This window comes from Prosthecodimorpha staleyi, from assembly GCF_018729455.1.
Taxonomy (GTDB): Bacteria; Pseudomonadota; Alphaproteobacteria; order Rhizobiales; family Ancalomicrobiaceae; genus Prosthecodimorpha; species Prosthecodimorpha staleyi.
Map to the genome: position 1 here is coordinate 220,181 of NZ_JAHHZF010000006.1, position 15,433 is coordinate 235,613.

General features: G+C 66.1%; 14 protein-coding genes. 5 read left to right on the top strand and 9 right to left on the bottom strand.

From position 1 onward, the window contains the following. Positions 1-8 precede the first annotated feature (8 nt). The 3 genes from KL771_RS13740 to KL771_RS13750 form a co-directional block, all read right to left on the bottom strand. Entirely contained in the window at positions 9-845 is an 837-nt protein-coding gene (locus tag KL771_RS13740; RefSeq protein WP_390866749.1) for an ABC transporter permease, read from the bottom strand. After that, complete coding sequence (locus tag KL771_RS13745; RefSeq protein ID WP_261969291.1) at positions 842-1,564, bottom strand: ABC transporter permease; 723 nt, start codon at positions 1,562-1,564, stop codon at positions 842-844. Before KL771_RS13745 ends, KL771_RS13740 begins: the two co-directional genes overlap by 4 nt. Positions 1,565-1,771: 207 nt before the next feature. Further along, positions 1,772-2,554: an ABC transporter substrate-binding protein gene (locus tag KL771_RS13750; RefSeq protein ID WP_261969121.1), complete on the bottom strand. Its 783-nt coding sequence runs from the start codon at positions 2,552-2,554 to the stop codon at positions 1,772-1,774. A gap of 501 nt (positions 2,555-3,055) precedes the next feature. Here KL771_RS13750 and KL771_RS13755 point away from each other — a divergent pair. Further along, positions 3,056-5,518, top strand: a complete 2,463-nt coding sequence (locus KL771_RS13755) for an EAL domain-containing protein (RefSeq protein WP_261969122.1) — start codon at positions 3,056-3,058, stop codon at positions 5,516-5,518. 39 nt (positions 5,519-5,557) lie between these two features. Here KL771_RS13755 and KL771_RS13760 read toward each other — a convergent pair whose 3' ends face one another. Continuing rightward, positions 5,558-6,049 carry an Lrp/AsnC family transcriptional regulator gene (locus tag KL771_RS13760; protein WP_054357825.1) on the bottom strand — a complete coding sequence of 164 codons (492 nt, stop codon included), beginning with the start codon at positions 6,047-6,049 and terminating at the stop codon, positions 5,558-5,560. A gap of 115 nt (positions 6,050-6,164) precedes the next feature. Next, positions 6,165-6,794 carry a uracil-DNA glycosylase family protein gene (locus tag KL771_RS13765; RefSeq protein WP_261969123.1) on the bottom strand — a complete coding sequence of 210 codons (630 nt, stop codon included), beginning with the start codon at positions 6,792-6,794 and terminating at the stop codon, positions 6,165-6,167. A 273-nt stretch (positions 6,795-7,067) separates the two neighbouring features. Between KL771_RS13765 and KL771_RS13770 the strand changes: the two genes are divergently transcribed. Then, on the top strand, positions 7,068-8,669 hold the full coding sequence (locus KL771_RS13770; protein ID WP_261969124.1) for a sensor histidine kinase: 1,602 nt from the start codon (positions 7,068-7,070) through the stop codon (positions 8,667-8,669). 82 nt (positions 8,670-8,751) lie between these two features. Here the strand turns inward: KL771_RS13770 and cobT are convergent, their stop codons facing one another. Further along, complete coding sequence (gene cobT, locus KL771_RS13775) at positions 8,752-9,774, bottom strand: nicotinate-nucleotide--dimethylbenzimidazole phosphoribosyltransferase (RefSeq protein WP_261969125.1); 1,023 nt, start codon at positions 9,772-9,774, stop codon at positions 8,752-8,754. 77 nt (positions 9,775-9,851) lie between these two features. On the opposite strand from cobT, the gene cobS reads away from it, so the two are divergent. Next, positions 9,852-10,706 carry an adenosylcobinamide-GDP ribazoletransferase gene (gene cobS / locus KL771_RS13780; protein ID WP_261969126.1) on the top strand — a complete coding sequence of 285 codons (855 nt, stop codon included), beginning with the start codon at positions 9,852-9,854 and terminating at the stop codon, positions 10,704-10,706. Positions 10,707-10,798: 92 nt separating this feature from the next. Here the strand turns inward: cobS and KL771_RS13785 are convergent, their stop codons facing one another. Together KL771_RS13785 and KL771_RS13790 are read right to left on the bottom strand one after the other, a co-directional pair. Then, positions 10,799-11,944 carry a hypothetical protein gene (locus tag KL771_RS13785; RefSeq protein ID WP_261969127.1) on the bottom strand — a complete coding sequence of 382 codons (1,146 nt, stop codon included), beginning with the start codon at positions 11,942-11,944 and terminating at the stop codon, positions 10,799-10,801. Positions 11,945-12,433: 489 nt separating this feature from the next. Continuing rightward, positions 12,434-12,727, bottom strand: coding sequence for a helix-turn-helix domain-containing protein (locus KL771_RS13790; protein ID WP_261969128.1), 294 nt, complete (start codon positions 12,725-12,727; stop codon positions 12,434-12,436). 479 nt (positions 12,728-13,206) lie between these two features. On the opposite strand from KL771_RS13790, the gene KL771_RS13795 reads away from it, so the two are divergent. Together KL771_RS13795 and KL771_RS13800 are read left to right on the top strand one after the other, a co-directional pair. Then, positions 13,207-13,407 carry a DUF1289 domain-containing protein gene (locus KL771_RS13795; protein ID WP_261969129.1) on the top strand — a complete coding sequence of 67 codons (201 nt, stop codon included), beginning with the start codon at positions 13,207-13,209 and terminating at the stop codon, positions 13,405-13,407. A 24-nt stretch (positions 13,408-13,431) separates the two neighbouring features. Next, on the top strand, positions 13,432-14,121 hold the full coding sequence (locus KL771_RS13800) for a retropepsin-like aspartic protease family protein (protein WP_261969130.1): 690 nt from the start codon (positions 13,432-13,434) through the stop codon (positions 14,119-14,121). Positions 14,122-14,160: 39 nt separating this feature from the next. On the opposite strand, the gene dusA is transcribed toward KL771_RS13800, so the two are convergent. Beyond that, on the bottom strand, positions 14,161-15,192 hold the full coding sequence (gene dusA, locus KL771_RS13805) for a tRNA dihydrouridine(20/20a) synthase DusA (protein WP_261969131.1): 1,032 nt from the start codon (positions 15,190-15,192) through the stop codon (positions 14,161-14,163). Positions 15,193-15,433: the final 241 nt, after the last annotated feature.

A 15,433-nucleotide genomic window follows, 5' to 3' on the forward strand; every position in this document is an offset into this window, starting at 1 on the left:
CGGCACCCTCAGGCGCGCCGGCGCAGATGCCGCGTCAAGCCGCGTTCGAGCAGATCCCAGACCCGGCGGATGGTCTCCACAAGCAGAAGATAGACGACAGCGGCCCAGAGATAGACCTGCTCGTCGAACGTCCGGTTGGCGGCAAGTCGGGTCGCGCCCATCAGGTCGAAGACCGTAACCACGGAAGCCACGGCCGATCCCTCGATCATCAGGATCACTTCGTTGCCGTAGGGTCGCAGGGCCGTGACGAAGGCCTGCGGCAATATGATCTTGACAAAGGCGACCGGCTTGGACAGGCCGAGCGCATGGGCGGCCTCCCATTGGCCGCGCGATACGGACCGAATGGCGCCGGCAAGGATCTCGGCCTGATAGGCCGCCGTATTCAACGAGAAGGTCAGCAGCACGCACCAATAGGCTTCTTTGAAGAAGCCCCACAGGCCGATTCCACGCAAGGCGTCGGAGAACTCGCCGGCGCCATAATAGACCAGGAAGGTTTGCGCCAGGAGCGGTGTGCCCCGGAAGAAGTAGACGTAGCCGTAGGCGAGCGTCGAAGCAAAGCCGCGGTTCTTGAAGCGCGCCAGCGCCAGGGGCAGCGACAGCAGTCCGCCGAGCACGATCGAGATGGCGACAAGTTGCAGCGTGACCCCGAGTCCCTCGGCGAGACGCGGCCAGTAGCGCACGAAGATGTCGTTGCCGAACCACGTGCCGATCGCCACCGGCCAGTCGGACAGGACCAGGCTTGCGATCACCGCCGCCAGCGCCAGCGCCACCAGGTCGCCGGTTCGGGCTTCGCCGAAGAAGCCGGACGCCGTCGGCGGCGCCTCCGGATGCGGGGCTGTCGTCACGCTCCCGCCCTCCGCTCGCCGCGATTGGCCCAGCGCTCGATCCAGCCGATGCCGATCGAAGAAACCATCGCCAGGACAAGATAGATCAGGCAAGCCACGAGAAAGAAGAAGAAGGGCTCCTTCGTCACGCCGACGGCAATGAAGGTCGAACGCAGAAGATCGGGCAGTGCGATCACGGAGACCAGCGAGGTTTCCTTGAGCAGGATCAACCACAGATTGGAGATGCCGGGCAGTGCGAAGCGCCAGAGCTGCGGCAGGACGACGAGGCGCAAGGTAAGCAGGCGGTTCAGGCCGAGCGCCCGAGAGGCCTCGATTTGGCCGATCGTGATGCCCTTGAAGGCACCGAGGAAGACCTCGCTCGAATAGGCCGAGAAGACCATTCCCAGCGCCACCATCCCGGCCACGAAGGCATTGACCTCGATCGGCTCGGGATCCTCGACGAGGAGGGCCTGAACTTCCTGGATCAGCCGCTGGCCGCCGTAATAGATGATCAGCAGCGTCAGCAGTTCGGGCAGGCCGCGAAACACGGTCGTATAGAGATTGCCGAGCAACCGGGCGACCGGGCCTCCGGAGTGCTTCGCCAGGGCGATCAGGAATCCGAGCAGCAGCCCGAACGGCAGCGTGGCGATCCCGAGCGCAACCGTGATGGCGGTGCCGGCGGCGATCTCGTCACCCCAGCCGTTCGGCCCCCAGGCCAGCAGTTGGATAAGGGATTCGATCCGGTCCAAATCAGCCTGTCCGAAAGGGAAGCGGGTGGATCGGCGGCATGGCCGGCCGGACCGCACCGGAGGCGCGCGCTCCGGCCAGCGCACCGGCGGGACCGAAGCGGCCCGCGTCCCCGGATCGCCCGGAGAGGGGCCGCGCCGATGCGGCGGGTCGGACCACCAACCCCGCCGGACGTCGACCGGCGGGGCGCCAGGTCCGGATCAATAGATCGAGAAGGGGAAATACTTCTTGTTGAGCTTCTCGTAGGTGCCGTCCTTGATGATCTCGGCAAGCGCCTTGTTGAACTGCTGCTTGAGGTCCTTGTCCTCCTTGCGCACGGCAATGCCGGCGCCCTCGCCGAAATACTTCACATCCTTGATGTCGGGGCCGACGAACTGGCAGCACTTGCCCGCATCGCCCTTCTCCAGCCATTCGTAGAGAACGACCGAATCCGCCAGAACGCCGTCGAGCCGGCCGGCCGCGAGGTCCGCATTGGCTTCGTCCTGGGTGCCGTAGAGTTTCACGGTGACGCCCTTGGACTTGTAAAGATCTTCGAGATAGTTCGCATGGATCGTCGAAGATTGCGCGCCGACGGTCTTGCCCTTGAGGGCTTCGGGGGTGACCGCCGTAAAGCCACCGACCTTCTTGGTCGCGAACCGCGCCGGGGTCTGGTAATACTTGTCGGTGAAGTCGACTTGCTTCTTGCGCTCCTCGGTGATCGACATCGAGGCGACAATGGCGTCGTACTTCTTGGCCTTCAGCGCCGGGATGATGCCGTCCCAGTCCTGGGCCATGAACTCGCACTTCGCCTTCATCTTGTCGCAGAGCGCCTTGGCGATGTCGATGTCGAAGCCCTGCAGCTCCTTGTTGGAATCCTGGAAGTTGAAGGGCGGATAGGCGCCCTCCGTACCGATCCGGATCGTCTTCCATTCCTTCGCGGCAACGGGCATGGCGGCCGTGGCAAAGGCAACCGCCGCCGCGGCCAGTCCGATGACGAAACGCATGACGTCTTCCTCTTCGTTGGTTTACCCGTTCCGCAAGCACCCCGGGCTTCCACCTGGACTGCCGGTGCCTGCCTATTCAAATTTCACACTGTTTCCGGGCTTTACGCAACGGGGGCGGGCTCAATCTCGGGGATTATTGCGGGCACGCGCCGGCTCGCGCCGCACGCCAGGCAGCCGGCACGCCATCCGGTAACCCTAACAGCACCGCGCCGCTCCTCTTGCCGTTTTCTTTAGAGTTGACCGGCAGGATCGGCGGCATCAGGGGTTGGCCATGTCTCAAGTGCCTCATTGTCGCTTCCTTATACTTGTCGACCGGGGCAGGATCACCGCGCCCGCGTCGGCCTGCATGGATCCGTCCTTAAGGGTCCCGACATCTCCCCTGACGCCTTGGATATCCGGCTGTCGTCCGCACGCAGGTCGCCGTAGCCCGAACGGACCGGCCGCACGATGACCAAACAGGCCTTGCCCAACCGGAATCCCAGTCGATTTGGACGGGCTGAGATGCGCGTCGGGGTCGCGCCGCCGCGGCCGACCAAGGCGCCGGAGCCGGGCAGACCCGCCTTCCGTTCCTATCGGACGAAGTTTCTCCTGACGGTCGTTCCGACGATCGTGGTCCTCAATCTGCTGATCAGCATCATCTTCGGCTATGCGGCCTACGATATGGTCAAGCAGGAGGTGCACCAGAAGCATTGGGCGAGTATCCGCGGCTTTGCGTCGGCCTTGTCGGATACCCTCTGGCACTATCGCTACGATCAGGCCCGTCTGATCGTCCAAGGCATGTTCGGCAACAACGAGGTCACCATCGTCCGGGTCCTCGACGAGACCGGCCGTCCGATCATCGAATCCGGCCAAATGGGGCCGGACCTGAATCACCTGTCGACCCCGATCCACTATACCGACGGCAACCGATCGACCCGCGTCGGCGTGCTCGAGGTCGGCTATTCGAATGTCACGCTGTCGCAGAGGCTCCTGCAGAGCGTCGCCCATGCGATGCTGCACACGTCGCTGTCCAGCCTGGCGCTGATCTTCCTGATGCTGACGATCAATCGCCGGCTGATCGCCGAGCCCCTGTCCCGGGTCACCGCCGCCATCCGGTCCAGCCAGGCGGACACGTTGCGCCAGCGGGTCGACTGGGATTCCAACGACGAACTCGGCGAACTGGTCGAAACGTTTAACGAGATGCAGGCGCGCCTCGACGAAGGCGAACGGCGGCGGCGGCAGTTCAACGAACGTCTCGAGCGGCTGTATAACCGCACCCCGGCCATGCTGCATTCGGTCGACCGCGAGGGCACGCTGCTGCATGTCTCCGATCACTGGCTGGTCGCGACCGGCTACAAGCGGCAGGACGTGATCGGCCGGAAGCTTGCGACCTTCCTGACGCCGGACAGCGCCGCGATCTACATGAACGAAACCCTGCCGCAATTCCTCGCGCGCGGAGTTACGCCCGAAACGCCGTTGCGGCTCGTCAAATATGACGGCTCCACGCTCGATGTCGTACTGGCCGAAACGGCCGATCTCCGGCTCGGCGGCAAGTTCCCGATCAGTCTCTCGGTGATGTCCGACGTCTCGCGCACCAAGTCGGTCGAACGCGAGATGGTCCGCCTCGCGCTGACCGATCCGGTGACGGGCCTCGCCAACCGGCGCGGCTTCGTCGAAGGACTGGAGGCGGAGGTGACGCGGCTGTGCCGGCAGAACGGCCGCGGCGTCGCTCTGGTGATGGATCTGGACCGCTTCAAGCGCGTCAACGACGCCTATGGACACGCCGCCGGCGACCAGTTGCTGATCGCCTTTGCCCGCCGGCTTGCCGAAGCCGGCCTCGGCGGGGCGATGGCCGGCCGGCTCGGCGGCGACGAATTCGCCATGTTCCTCCCCGGCCTCGACGGTGCGGAGGGCGTCACCTTCGCCCGGCGCCTGCTGGAGCAGTTGCGCAAGCCGACCGATGTCGGGCCGGCGGTGATCGAGGCCTCCGCCAGTATCGGCGTCGCCTGCTTCCCGGCCGACGGGCTGAGCGGCCAGGACCTGCTGCTCGCCGCCGACCTTGCCCTCTACCGTGCCAAGGAAACCGGGCGCAACCGGGTCGAGCGCTTCGAACGACGGCTGGCCGAGGCCCTGCTGGTCCGGCAAACCCAGGAACAGGATGTCCGCTCCGGCCTCGCCAAGGGCTGGTTCGAGTTGACCATCCAGCCGATCGTGCGTCTGGCCACCGGCCGGATGGTCGGCGGCGAGGCGCTCCTTCGGCTGCACCATCCGACCCGCGGACTGGTCATGCCGGCCGAGTTCATCCCCGTGGCCGAGGAAACCGGCCTGATCGAGGAACTCGGCCGGCTGGTGCTCTGCGAGGCCGCACGGATCATTCCGGCCCTGGTCGCCGCGGCGCGCAATCCGGACTTCTTCATCTCGGTCAACCTGTCCGGCGGACAGGTCAACCGCGACCTGCCGAACCTGCTCTCCGAAGTGCTGCAGGCCGGCCTGCCCGGCCCCTCGAACCTCGTTCTGGAGATCATGGAGACGGCGCTCTTGGAAGACGCCGACGAGGTCAACGAGATCCTGTCCGAAATCTCCCGTCTCGGCATCCGCTTCGCCCTGGACGATTTCGGGACCGGCTACTCGTCCCTCAACTATGTCGATCGCTTCCCCGTCAGCATGATCAAGGTCGACCGCTCGTTCACCCGCTCGATCGGCCAGGACGGCGAACAGAATCGCCGCACGCGCGCCCTGATGCGCACGACCGTCACGCTGGGGCGGGAACTGGGGCTGCCGATCGTCGCCGAAGGCATCGAACGGGTCGAAGAGCGCGACCGAATGCTCGAACTCGGCGTCGATCTCGGCCAGGGCTATCTGTTCGCCAGGCCCATGCCGGCACGCGACTTCCTGGAACTGCTCGGCGCCAGCGCCGGATACCGGGCGAACGATCCGGACCGCACAAAACCTTCGGATCCGGCCATCGAAGCGCTGAGCGCATGATGCCGCCGTGACGGCCGGGCGATCGGTGGGCGACCGGACTCAGGCCTTCTCGGCCACCACCTTCTCGGTCGCCACGAACTGGAGCGGCAGCGCAGTGGTATATTTTATCTGTTCCATGGCGAACGTGGTCGACACATCCGCGATTTCGATGCGGGCGATCAGCTTCTTGTAGAAGACGTCATAGGCCTCGATGTCCGGGACGACCACGCGCAGGAGATAGTCCACCTGCCCGGCCATGCGGTAGAACTCGACCACTTCCGGCATCTGGCTGACGATGTCGGCGAAGCGCTTCAGCCAATCCTCGGAATGCTGGTTGGTCGTGATCGCCACGAAGGCCGTCACCTTGGCGTTGACCTGGCGTGGGTCGAGCACGGCGACACGCCGCTGCACCACACCGTCCTCCTCAAGCTTCTGGATGCGCCGCCAGCAGGGCGTCGTCGAAAGACCGACGCGACGTCCGATCTCGGCAACCGGAACCGTGCAGTCCTCCTGCAGGATCTGGAGAATCTTGCGGTCGATGCGATCAATCATGCGAACCCCCTGATGCGCGCATAGGAAGAGTACCACATTCTCCATTTCAATGAAAGCTGACCAGAAGATTGCTCATGTTGCGGCCAACGTCGTAGTTGTTGGAATTTAATTCCACTCAGGCAGTGAGGCGCGCGATATCGGCACGCAGCGCCGGCAGCAGGTCCGTCCCGAACCAGGGATGCCGCTTCAGCCATCCCGTGTTGCGCCAGGACGGATGCGGCAGCGGCAGGATGCGTGGCCGGGCCGTGGCGGCCATGATCTCCCGCCAGCGCGCCACCGTTTCGGTCATGCCGCCAAGCTTCAGCCGGCCGAGATGCCAGACCTGCGCATACTGGCCGACCGCCAGCACGAGTTCGACCGCCGGCATGGCGGCCACGGCGCGGGCGCGCCAGGCCGGCGCACATTCTCGGCGCGGCGGCAGATCGCTTCCGGCGGCGTCCTGTCCGGGGAAGCAGAATCCCATCGGCAGGAAGGCGATCCGGCTGGTGTCGTAGAAGAGATCCCGGCCGATCCCCATCCAGTCCCGGAGCCGGTCGCCGGAGGCGTCATCGAAAGGCAAGCCGGACGCATGCACCTTCGTGCCCGGCGCCTGTCCGGCGACCAGAATCCGCGCGGTCGCCGACAGATGGGCGACCGGGCGGGGTTCGTGCGGCAGGGGCGTTCCGGTCGGCGCATCGCGGCAGATGCGGCAGGCCCGGATGGCCAGGTCGAGTTCGGCGATCGGATCGGGAGAGGTCGCAGACATGGGTTCGTGTTTGTCTCCAGGAGCCGGATCGTCTCATTCGGATCGGCACGGCGCGATTGCGCCCGGCCGGGCCGGATCGCCGGCGCGTCGGGGCGGGCGGCCGGTCGGCAACCGGTGCCGGAGCGCCACCGGCCGGAGATTGCGGATCGCGGCCGGCGGCCTCAGGCCCGCGGAGGTCCGGACGGAGGGATCGTTAACCTTTTCCCTGAGGCCGATCTTAAACATTCTGAATCACAGTCCGAAAGCCGAAGGGGACGCGGGAACCAATTCCGGATGAGCGACGGCGTGGCGTTGCCGAATGCCGACAAGACGACCCAGAACGCCCGTCGTGCGGAACGGCGGCGGCAGGTTTCGCGTACCGTCCGCGATCTGCGCGACCAGCTCAGCGCAGCGCGCGGGCTCAAGCCGGCCTTCGACAACGAACTTCTGCTCGATCATGCCCGGGCGCGCCTTTCGACCGCCTATGCGCCGCCACTCCTGATCGGACTGGCCGCGTCGGCCGGCCTGCTCTGGACGGACCGGATGCTGCTCGCCTGCTGGGTGGCGATCGCGCTTGCGGTGCATTTCACATCGATCGTCTTCTGTCGGCGGCTTCTGGTCATCGAGAGCCGTTCGATCTTCATCGCCGGCTGGAAGCGCCGCTTCTTCATCCTCGACGGCGTGATGTCCTTCGCCTGGGCGCTCTTGTTCGTGCTGCCGTCGCAGGCCACCGCCGCGACCGATGTGTTCCAGTTCTCGACCATGTTGATCGTGGTCGCGATCTCCTCGACGCTGGCCTCCCATCTGCCGGCCTCGATCCTGGCGGCGACCATCCCGGTCACATCGATCACGGCGGCGATCTTCGCCTACCGGGCGTTCAACTCCGGCCCTCAGGCGATCTCCTATCTGGCCGTGCTGGCCGGCATGACGCTGGCCTGCGAGGTCTTCTTCGCCAGCCTCGGGTTCCGCTTCCACCGTGCGGCGCTGGCCGAGATCGAAGCGCGGGCGGAGAAGGATTCGCTCATCGCCGAACTGGAGCAGGCCAAGGCGATCTCCGACGAGTCGCGCCGCAAGGCGGAGGAAGCGAACCTCGCCAAGAGCCGGTTCCTGGCCACCATGAGCCACGAATTGCGCACGCCGCTGAATGCCATCCTGGGCTTCTCGGAGGTGATCCAGCAGGAGCTGCTCGGCCCCCTCGAGAACCAGACCTACAAGGGCTACATCACCGACATCTACGATTCCGGCCGGCATCTGCTCAACCTGATCAACGAGATCCTGGACATCAGCCGGATCGAGGCCGGCCGCTACACGCTGAACGAAGAGGCCGTCACGCTGCCCTACGTGGTCGAGGACTGCGTGCACATGATGAATCTCCGGGCGCGCAACAAGGGTCTGACCATCATCGAGGAATACGAGGACAAGCTGCCCAAGGTCTGGGCCGACGAACGGGCGCTGCGCCAGATCATCCTCAACCTGCTCTCCAACGCGGTGAAGTTCACCCCGACCAACGGCGAGATCGCCGTCAGGGTCGGCTGGACCGCCGGCGGCGGGCAATATGTCTCGATCAAGGATACCGGGCCCGGCATCCCGGAGAACGAGTTGCCGGTCGTGCTGTCGGCCTTCGGTCAGGGCTCGATCGCAATCAAGTCGGCCGAACAGGGCACCGGCCTCGGCCTCAACATCGTGCAGGCCCTGGTGATGATGCATGGCGGAACCTTCGACATCAAATCGAAGCTGCGCGAAGGCACCGAGGTGACCTTCACGGTGCCGAATTCCCGCGTCATGGAAATCATGCCGGCCGTCCGCGACCGCCCCAAGCGCGCCGCCGGCATGGGGACGCCGGTTGCCAGCGGCTCCACGCTCGACATGCTCCGCCGCCAGTCCGCGCGGCGCTGACCGGTCGGCCGGGTCCGATCGGATCGTTCTGCCGTCGCCGGCCGTCCGCCACCTTATGGGCCGATGGCCTTCCGCCGCTGCATCAGTCCAGCTTGCCGGCCACGCCGGCCTGGGTGAAGGTCGCCATGCCGGCATGGGTCTTGGCCGCGATGCGCACAAGACCGGCGGCCAGCGCCGCACCGGTGCCCTCGCCGAGACGCATGCCGAGATCGAGCAGCGGCACCTTGCCCATGGCGGCGAGCGCGCGGGCATGAGCCGGCTCGGCGGAGACATGCGCGAACAGGCAATGGTCGAGCGCGGCCGGATTGGCGGCCCAGAGCACCGCGGCGGCCGCCGTGGTGACGAAGCCGTCGACCACCACCGGCACCTTCTGGTGCCGGGCCGCCAGGATCGCCCCGGCCATGGCGGCGATCTCGCGGCCGCCGAGGCGACGCAGGATTTCCAGCGGGTCGGACAGGCGACCGTCGAGGCGGGCCACCGCGCGCTCGACCACCGCCACCTTGTTGGCGAGCGCCGCTCCGCCGACGCCGGTGCCGGGACCGACCCAGTCGGCCGCGGTGCCGCCGAACAGCGCATTGAACAGCGCTGCGGCCACCGTCGTATTGCCGATGCCCATTTCGCCGAGGCAGAGCAGGTCCGGCTGGCCGGCCAGCGCCTCCATGCCGAAGGCCATGGTCGCCGCGCAGCCGGCCTCGTCGAAGGCGTCCTCCAGGCTGATGTCCGGCGTCGGATGGTCGAGGGCGAGTTCGAACACCTTCAGGCCAATGTCGGAGGCCGCGCAGATCTGGTTGATCGCGGCGCCGCCGGCGGCGAAGTTCTCCACCATGGCGCGCGTCACCGAGGCCGGGAAGGCCGAGACGCCCTGCGCGGTCACGCCATGGTTGGCGGCGAAGACGGCGACCAGCGGCCGGTCGACGGCCGGCGGTGCCTTGCCCTGCCAGGCGGCGAGCCATTCGACGATCGCTTCCATCCGGCCGAGCGCGCCCGCCGGCTTGGTCAGATCCCGGTCGCGCGCCCGGACGGCCGCGACGGCCGCTTCGTCCGCGCCGGGCACGAGATTGACGAGATCGCGGAAGTCGTCGAAGGGAAGCGCGGTATCGGCCATGGACTCGTGCTCTCGGTCGAAGGGATCGGGGTGCGGTCTATCGGTCCGGAACCGGGAGAGCAAGCCGGAGGGCAGCAATGGCGGCTGATGAGACCGGACCGATCCCCCCCCGACCGACCGAACCGCGCCGGGACGGCGCGGCCGGCCGTCCGGTTGCGCGTGCCCTCGCCGACATCGCCGGCATGATCCGCTTCTTCTCGCGCATCCCCGTGCCGCGACTGTCCGGGCTCGACGACCCCGCCGCCCTGCCCGATTTCGCCCGCGCCGTCCGCCTCCTGCCGCTGGCCGGTCTGGTCGTCGGGCTGCCGGCCGCCCTGGTGCTGGTTCTGCTCGGTGCGACCGGGCTGCCGCCGCTGGCCGTGGCCGGCTTCGCACTCGCCGCCGGGCTCGCCACGACCGGTGCGCTGCACGAGGACGGGCTCGCCGATCTGGCCGACGGCTTCGGCGGGGGTGCCAGCCGGGACCGCAAGCTGGAAATCATGAAGGACAGCCGGATCGGCGCCTATGGGGCGGCCGCCATGACGCTGGCGCTCATGATTCGGGCCGGACTGCTGACGGGCCTCATCGCCGGGCGCGGTCCGCTCGGGGCGGCCCTCGCGCTGCTGGCCGCCGCCGCACTGTCGCGGCCCCTCGCCGTCTCCCTGATGGCGGCCCTGCCGCCGGCCCGCGCAAGGGGCGCTGCCCATGCCGCCGGCATGGTCCCGCGCGCGACCGCCGCCATCGCCGTTGCGTTCGGGATCGCCCTCGCCGTTCCGCTCGTCGCGCTGCACGGCCCGGTCGCCGCCGCCCTCGCCGGCATCGTCCTGGCGGCGCTCGCCGTCGCCCTGCTCGGCCGCGTCAGCCATCGCCAGATCGGCGGCCAGACCGGCGACGTCATCGGGGCCGCCCAGCAGATCGCCGAGATCGCCTTCCTGGCGGCTCTGGCGACGTGACCGGCCCGGCGGCGTGGCCGCCCGCGAACCGGCCCGCCTCAGACAGGTCCGCTCGGCCGATCGACGCCTGCACCCCGCTCGGAGGTGACGGGTCAGCGCACCAGACGGTAGCCGGTGGACCGCACATAGCGCAGGGTGCCCACTAGGCCGGCCAAACCGGCGCGAGTCAGCAGGCTCTTATGCCGGGCATCGGGGGCCAGTCGTTCGAACCCGTCACACAGCAGATCGAGGCCGCGGGGGCCGACGGTCCCGCTGCGGTCGCACACATTCTTCCAGCGGATGCCGAGCCGGCGTTCGAGATGTTCGACGGTCTCGTCGGACCAGACCGGACCGCGATCGGCTTCCGCTGGATAGACCTCATGAAAGCACTCGCGGCCGATGGCGCTGTGCAGCCATTCGACCTGCGGCTGACAGCAGGTCCAGACTTTCGCCAGATCGCGGCGAGGCAGGGAGTATTTGGAACCCGGCAGGTCCTCGAGCGACGTCCGGATGTTTGCGAACCGCCCCATGATCAGTCGCGGCGTGCGCGACACATAACGATCGAGGATTGCGACGGCTTCTGACGAATAGGCGACGTTGGTCCACGCCCCGCCGAGCCCACGGCCCAGGTCCGGCTTCCCGATCGCGGCGCCGAAATCCTGAAGGAGATCGCCGCCGACGAAATGTTGCCGGTCGAAGACCCGGATATCGACATTCTCGGCGCCGAACTCGTTGATGAAGGTTTCCAGGCGACTGTACTTGGGAATGGCCGGGGATTGCATCGAGCTCAGCATCTCCGGATCGAACATGCTGGCAATCGGTCTGGCATATCGCTTCAGGCTGAATTGTGCCCGGCTGCTCGCCCATCCGAATGGATGCCGGACATAGGCCAGGATCCGGATGCGGTCGTACAGGGGAGCCAGCATCGCCCGGAGGGCGCGGCACCGCTCCGGCGTCAGACGATGCAGCGTTTCCCCCGAGATGACATGGGTCCTGCAATCGGAGTCGACAATCTCCTTCAGGAAACGGCTGCGAATAGACTCGAGGTCGGTTGCGGATAAAGGATAGTGATACCGATTTCCGTATGCGGTTATAAACGTCTTCGTATCATCGCCGAACATCGAGAGAATTGGTTTCGAGTGATTCCAATTCAAACTGGGATAGAAAACATCGGCTACTCGACATTCATCTGGATTCTGGGACAGCGATATTTGGATCGATGTCGAACCCGACTTCGGCATTCCAATATGCATATACAAGCATTTTCCAGACATGGCCTGGGCTCACGTTATTTACAACCATATACAAACGCTATATCGTGCAATAAAGCTAAATGAAACTCTAAAGCGTGTTTAAAATGCAAAATACGGCGCTTCACCGCAGAACGATGCTCACATTCAATAAGCAATCATCGTTAAATCGTTTTTATTTTCATGAATCTGAATATACGGCCATAGGAAAAGGCTATATATACTAATCAATGACCTTATCGATTTATATGAAGACCATAGGATCGACATTTTTGTTGACAGAATGGGCAGCGCAAGACAATGAAATTTAAAGGCTCAGATAAACGTCAAATAGACAAGAATTTCTACTGATAATCTGTGGTCTTCGTGCCAATAATGAAATTATGCTGGAGATCAGAGTGGCAGACGACCGCCTCGACAATGATGAGCAGATGGCCGAATTATTGAACGTCTTGAAAAACCTATCGACCCGGGAGCGGGCCATTATCAAAGATCTGGCTACGAATTTCTTGAAGCAAGATAGCGCGCAAGCTCCAGAACCACCCGAAAGTCCTCGGCCCTCAGCTTCGAAGCCAAATCCATGATCTCCGTCGCCTGCGGCTCCGGCGCCTCCGGGAACAGCCCGGCCGCGGTGATCTTAAGACTTCCACAAAGGGCAATCAGGGCATCGACGCTGGGAACCTTGTCGGAATTGATCAACTGCTGGACGAAATTGGGGCCCAGCCCGGCGGTCTGGGAAATTTCCTTAAGAGTCCGCCCCTTTGCGACCTCTTGCCTGATCGCCAGCACCAACCGCCCCTTCCATTCGCTTCTGGCCAAGCCCGATCCCCCGCTGGCTGATTGAACTGTGAATCTGGCGATCCAACCCATGCACGCTATGTTTTGAACTGACCGATGAGCTGTTGCCCATTCGAGAACGTAACAACTTCGTCATCATCCCGTATTCCCGGCTTATGCTTCTTCTCCGATCGTGCCTGAATGGTGCATTAATGACTGATTCCCACGATCGAATAAATTCGATCGAAGTGCCCCATTATCAGGCAGGCGGTTCCACTCAAGGGACTCAGCCTGCGGCTTGATTGGAGACGCCATTCTGGTGACTGGCGATTGTCTCGGGGAAGCAGAACCCCGAAGGCGCTTCGCCTGCGGTCCATATATTGACACGATTGGCCGGAAGGCGCCGATTTCGAGATGACGGCGCCGCCGGCTATCATGCCGGCCGGGACCGCTGCGATCGTCCCGCACCGTCCTCCGGGGAGTCCGCCTCGACCATGCCGCAGTCCGCCGCCATCGTCTCCCCCTGCGTCAAGGTCTGCCGGATCGAGCCCGGCGGCGACGTCTGCCTGGGCTGCGAGCGGACGCTCGCCGAGATTGCCGGCTGGAGCCTCTTCACGAGCGCCGAGCGAGCGGCGATCATGGCGGCGCTTCCCGTTCGACGGTCGGTCCGACGCGGCGGCGGCACGGTACCCTGAGGCCTGGGAGCGGAGTGGCGCGGCATGCGGTACGGAATGGTCCTGCTGGTGATCTTCGTCGCCGTCGGGCTGCTGATCGTCAATCACGACCGCGGCGAGGTGTTCGGCCTGCCGTCGGGCGACTTCTCGCGTATCGTCCTGCTCGGGACCGTAGCGACCGTCGCCGGCGCGGCCGTCCTGCGCGGCTTCCGTGGCCGCTTCGGCGCCCTGCTGCAGAGCGCCGCCGTCTGGCTGGCCCTGGTCTTCGTCCTGGTCGCCGGCTACGGCTACAAGGAGGACCTGAAGGCCTTCGCCGAGCGCGCCGTGGCCGGTCTCTCGCCCGGCACCGCCATCAATGCGGGTCCCGGCGCCGTGATGGTCGCCAAGTCCAACGATGGGCATTTCCGGGTCAAGGCAACCGTCAACGGCCGCACCATCCGGTTGGTGGTCGACACCGGCGCCAGTTCGGTCGTGCTGACCGACCGCGACGCGCGCGAGATCGGGCTCGACATGGCGCGCCTGCGCTACGACATCCGCGTCTCGACCGCCAACGGCACCACCCAGGCGGCCCCGGTGGTGCTCGACCGCATCGAGATCGGCGAGATCGTCGAAAGCCGCGTCTCGGCCCTGGTGGCGCGGCCGGGCCAGTTGGAGACCAGCCTCCTCGGCAACAGCTTCCTGTCGCGCATGGCCTCCTTCACGATCGAGGGCGACCGACTGACCCTGCGCCGTTAACCCCCGTCGGCGCCCCCCGCTCGCGCCTCGTCCAGCGGTCTATGCGGCGGCGTCGGTTGCCGCCTCGACGGCGTCCGCAGCCGACGTCGCGGCCTGCGGCTCGGGACGGCGCACCAGCGCGAGCGCGTCCAGGATCAGGCGCGGATCGGCGCCCGGCTTGACCGATTCGACCGTCAACAGCCGGCGCCAGGCGCGGGCGCCCGGCCAGCCGTTGAAGAGCCCGAGCATGTGCCGGGTGACGTTCGACAGGCGGAACCCGCGCGCCACCACGCTCTCCGCATAGGGCACCATCCGCTCGGCCACCGCGAAGGGATCGGCGTCCGGACCGTCCTCGCCGAAGACGCGCCGGTCGACGGCGGCGAGCAGCCGCGGGTGCTCGTAGGCGGCGCGGCCGAGCATGACGCCGTCGACCCGGGCGAGTGCCGCCGTGGCTTGGTCGAGATCGCCGAGCCCGCCATTGAGGACGATCGGCAGGTCCGGCCGATCCGCCTTCAGCCGGTAGACCAGCGGATAGTCGAGCGGCGGCACCGTCCGGTTCTCCTTCGGCGACAGGCCGTCGAGCCAGGCCTTGCGCGCATGGACCACGACCAGATCGGCCCCGGCCGCCGCGACCGCATCGACGAAGCCCGGCAACGACTCCTCCGGGTCCTGATGGTCGATGCCGATCCGGCATTTCACCGTCACCGGCACGCCGACCGCCGCCTTCATGGCCGCGACCGCGTCGGCGACCACCGCCGGCTCGGCCATCAGGCAGGCGCCGAAGCGTCCGGACTGGACCCGGTCCGACGGGCAGCCGCAATTCAGGTTGATCTCGTCATAGCCCCAGTCCGCCCCGATCCGCGCCGCCGCCGCCAGATCGCTCGGCTCCGACCCGCCGAGTTGCAGCGCGACCGGATGCTCCGCCGGCGAGAAGCCGAGCAGCTTCTCCCGATCGCCATGCAGGATCGCCCCCGTCGTCACCATCTCGGTATAGAGCAACGCCCGCCCCGACAGCAGCCGATGGAAGACCCGGCAATGGCGGTCGGTCCAATCCATCATCGGGGCGACGGAGAAGCGGGAGTTCGGCGACATAGGGCGGGTCTTGCTGGCACGCGGTCGGGATTGGGCGGATGGGCGGCGCCACCGGCGCCGCGCCGGAGCGGAGCGCGAGGTGGCGTGGTCCCGGCTTCGACGGCTGCATAGCATGGAAGTCCGGGTCGACACAGCCTGCGACCGTCCGCCGAACGATCGCACCGGGCCGGGCATCGGGAATCGCGCCCAACGGCGCCCTCCCCGCCCGCCCCCGCCGCGGCAGCCCCGCCCCGGCAGATCC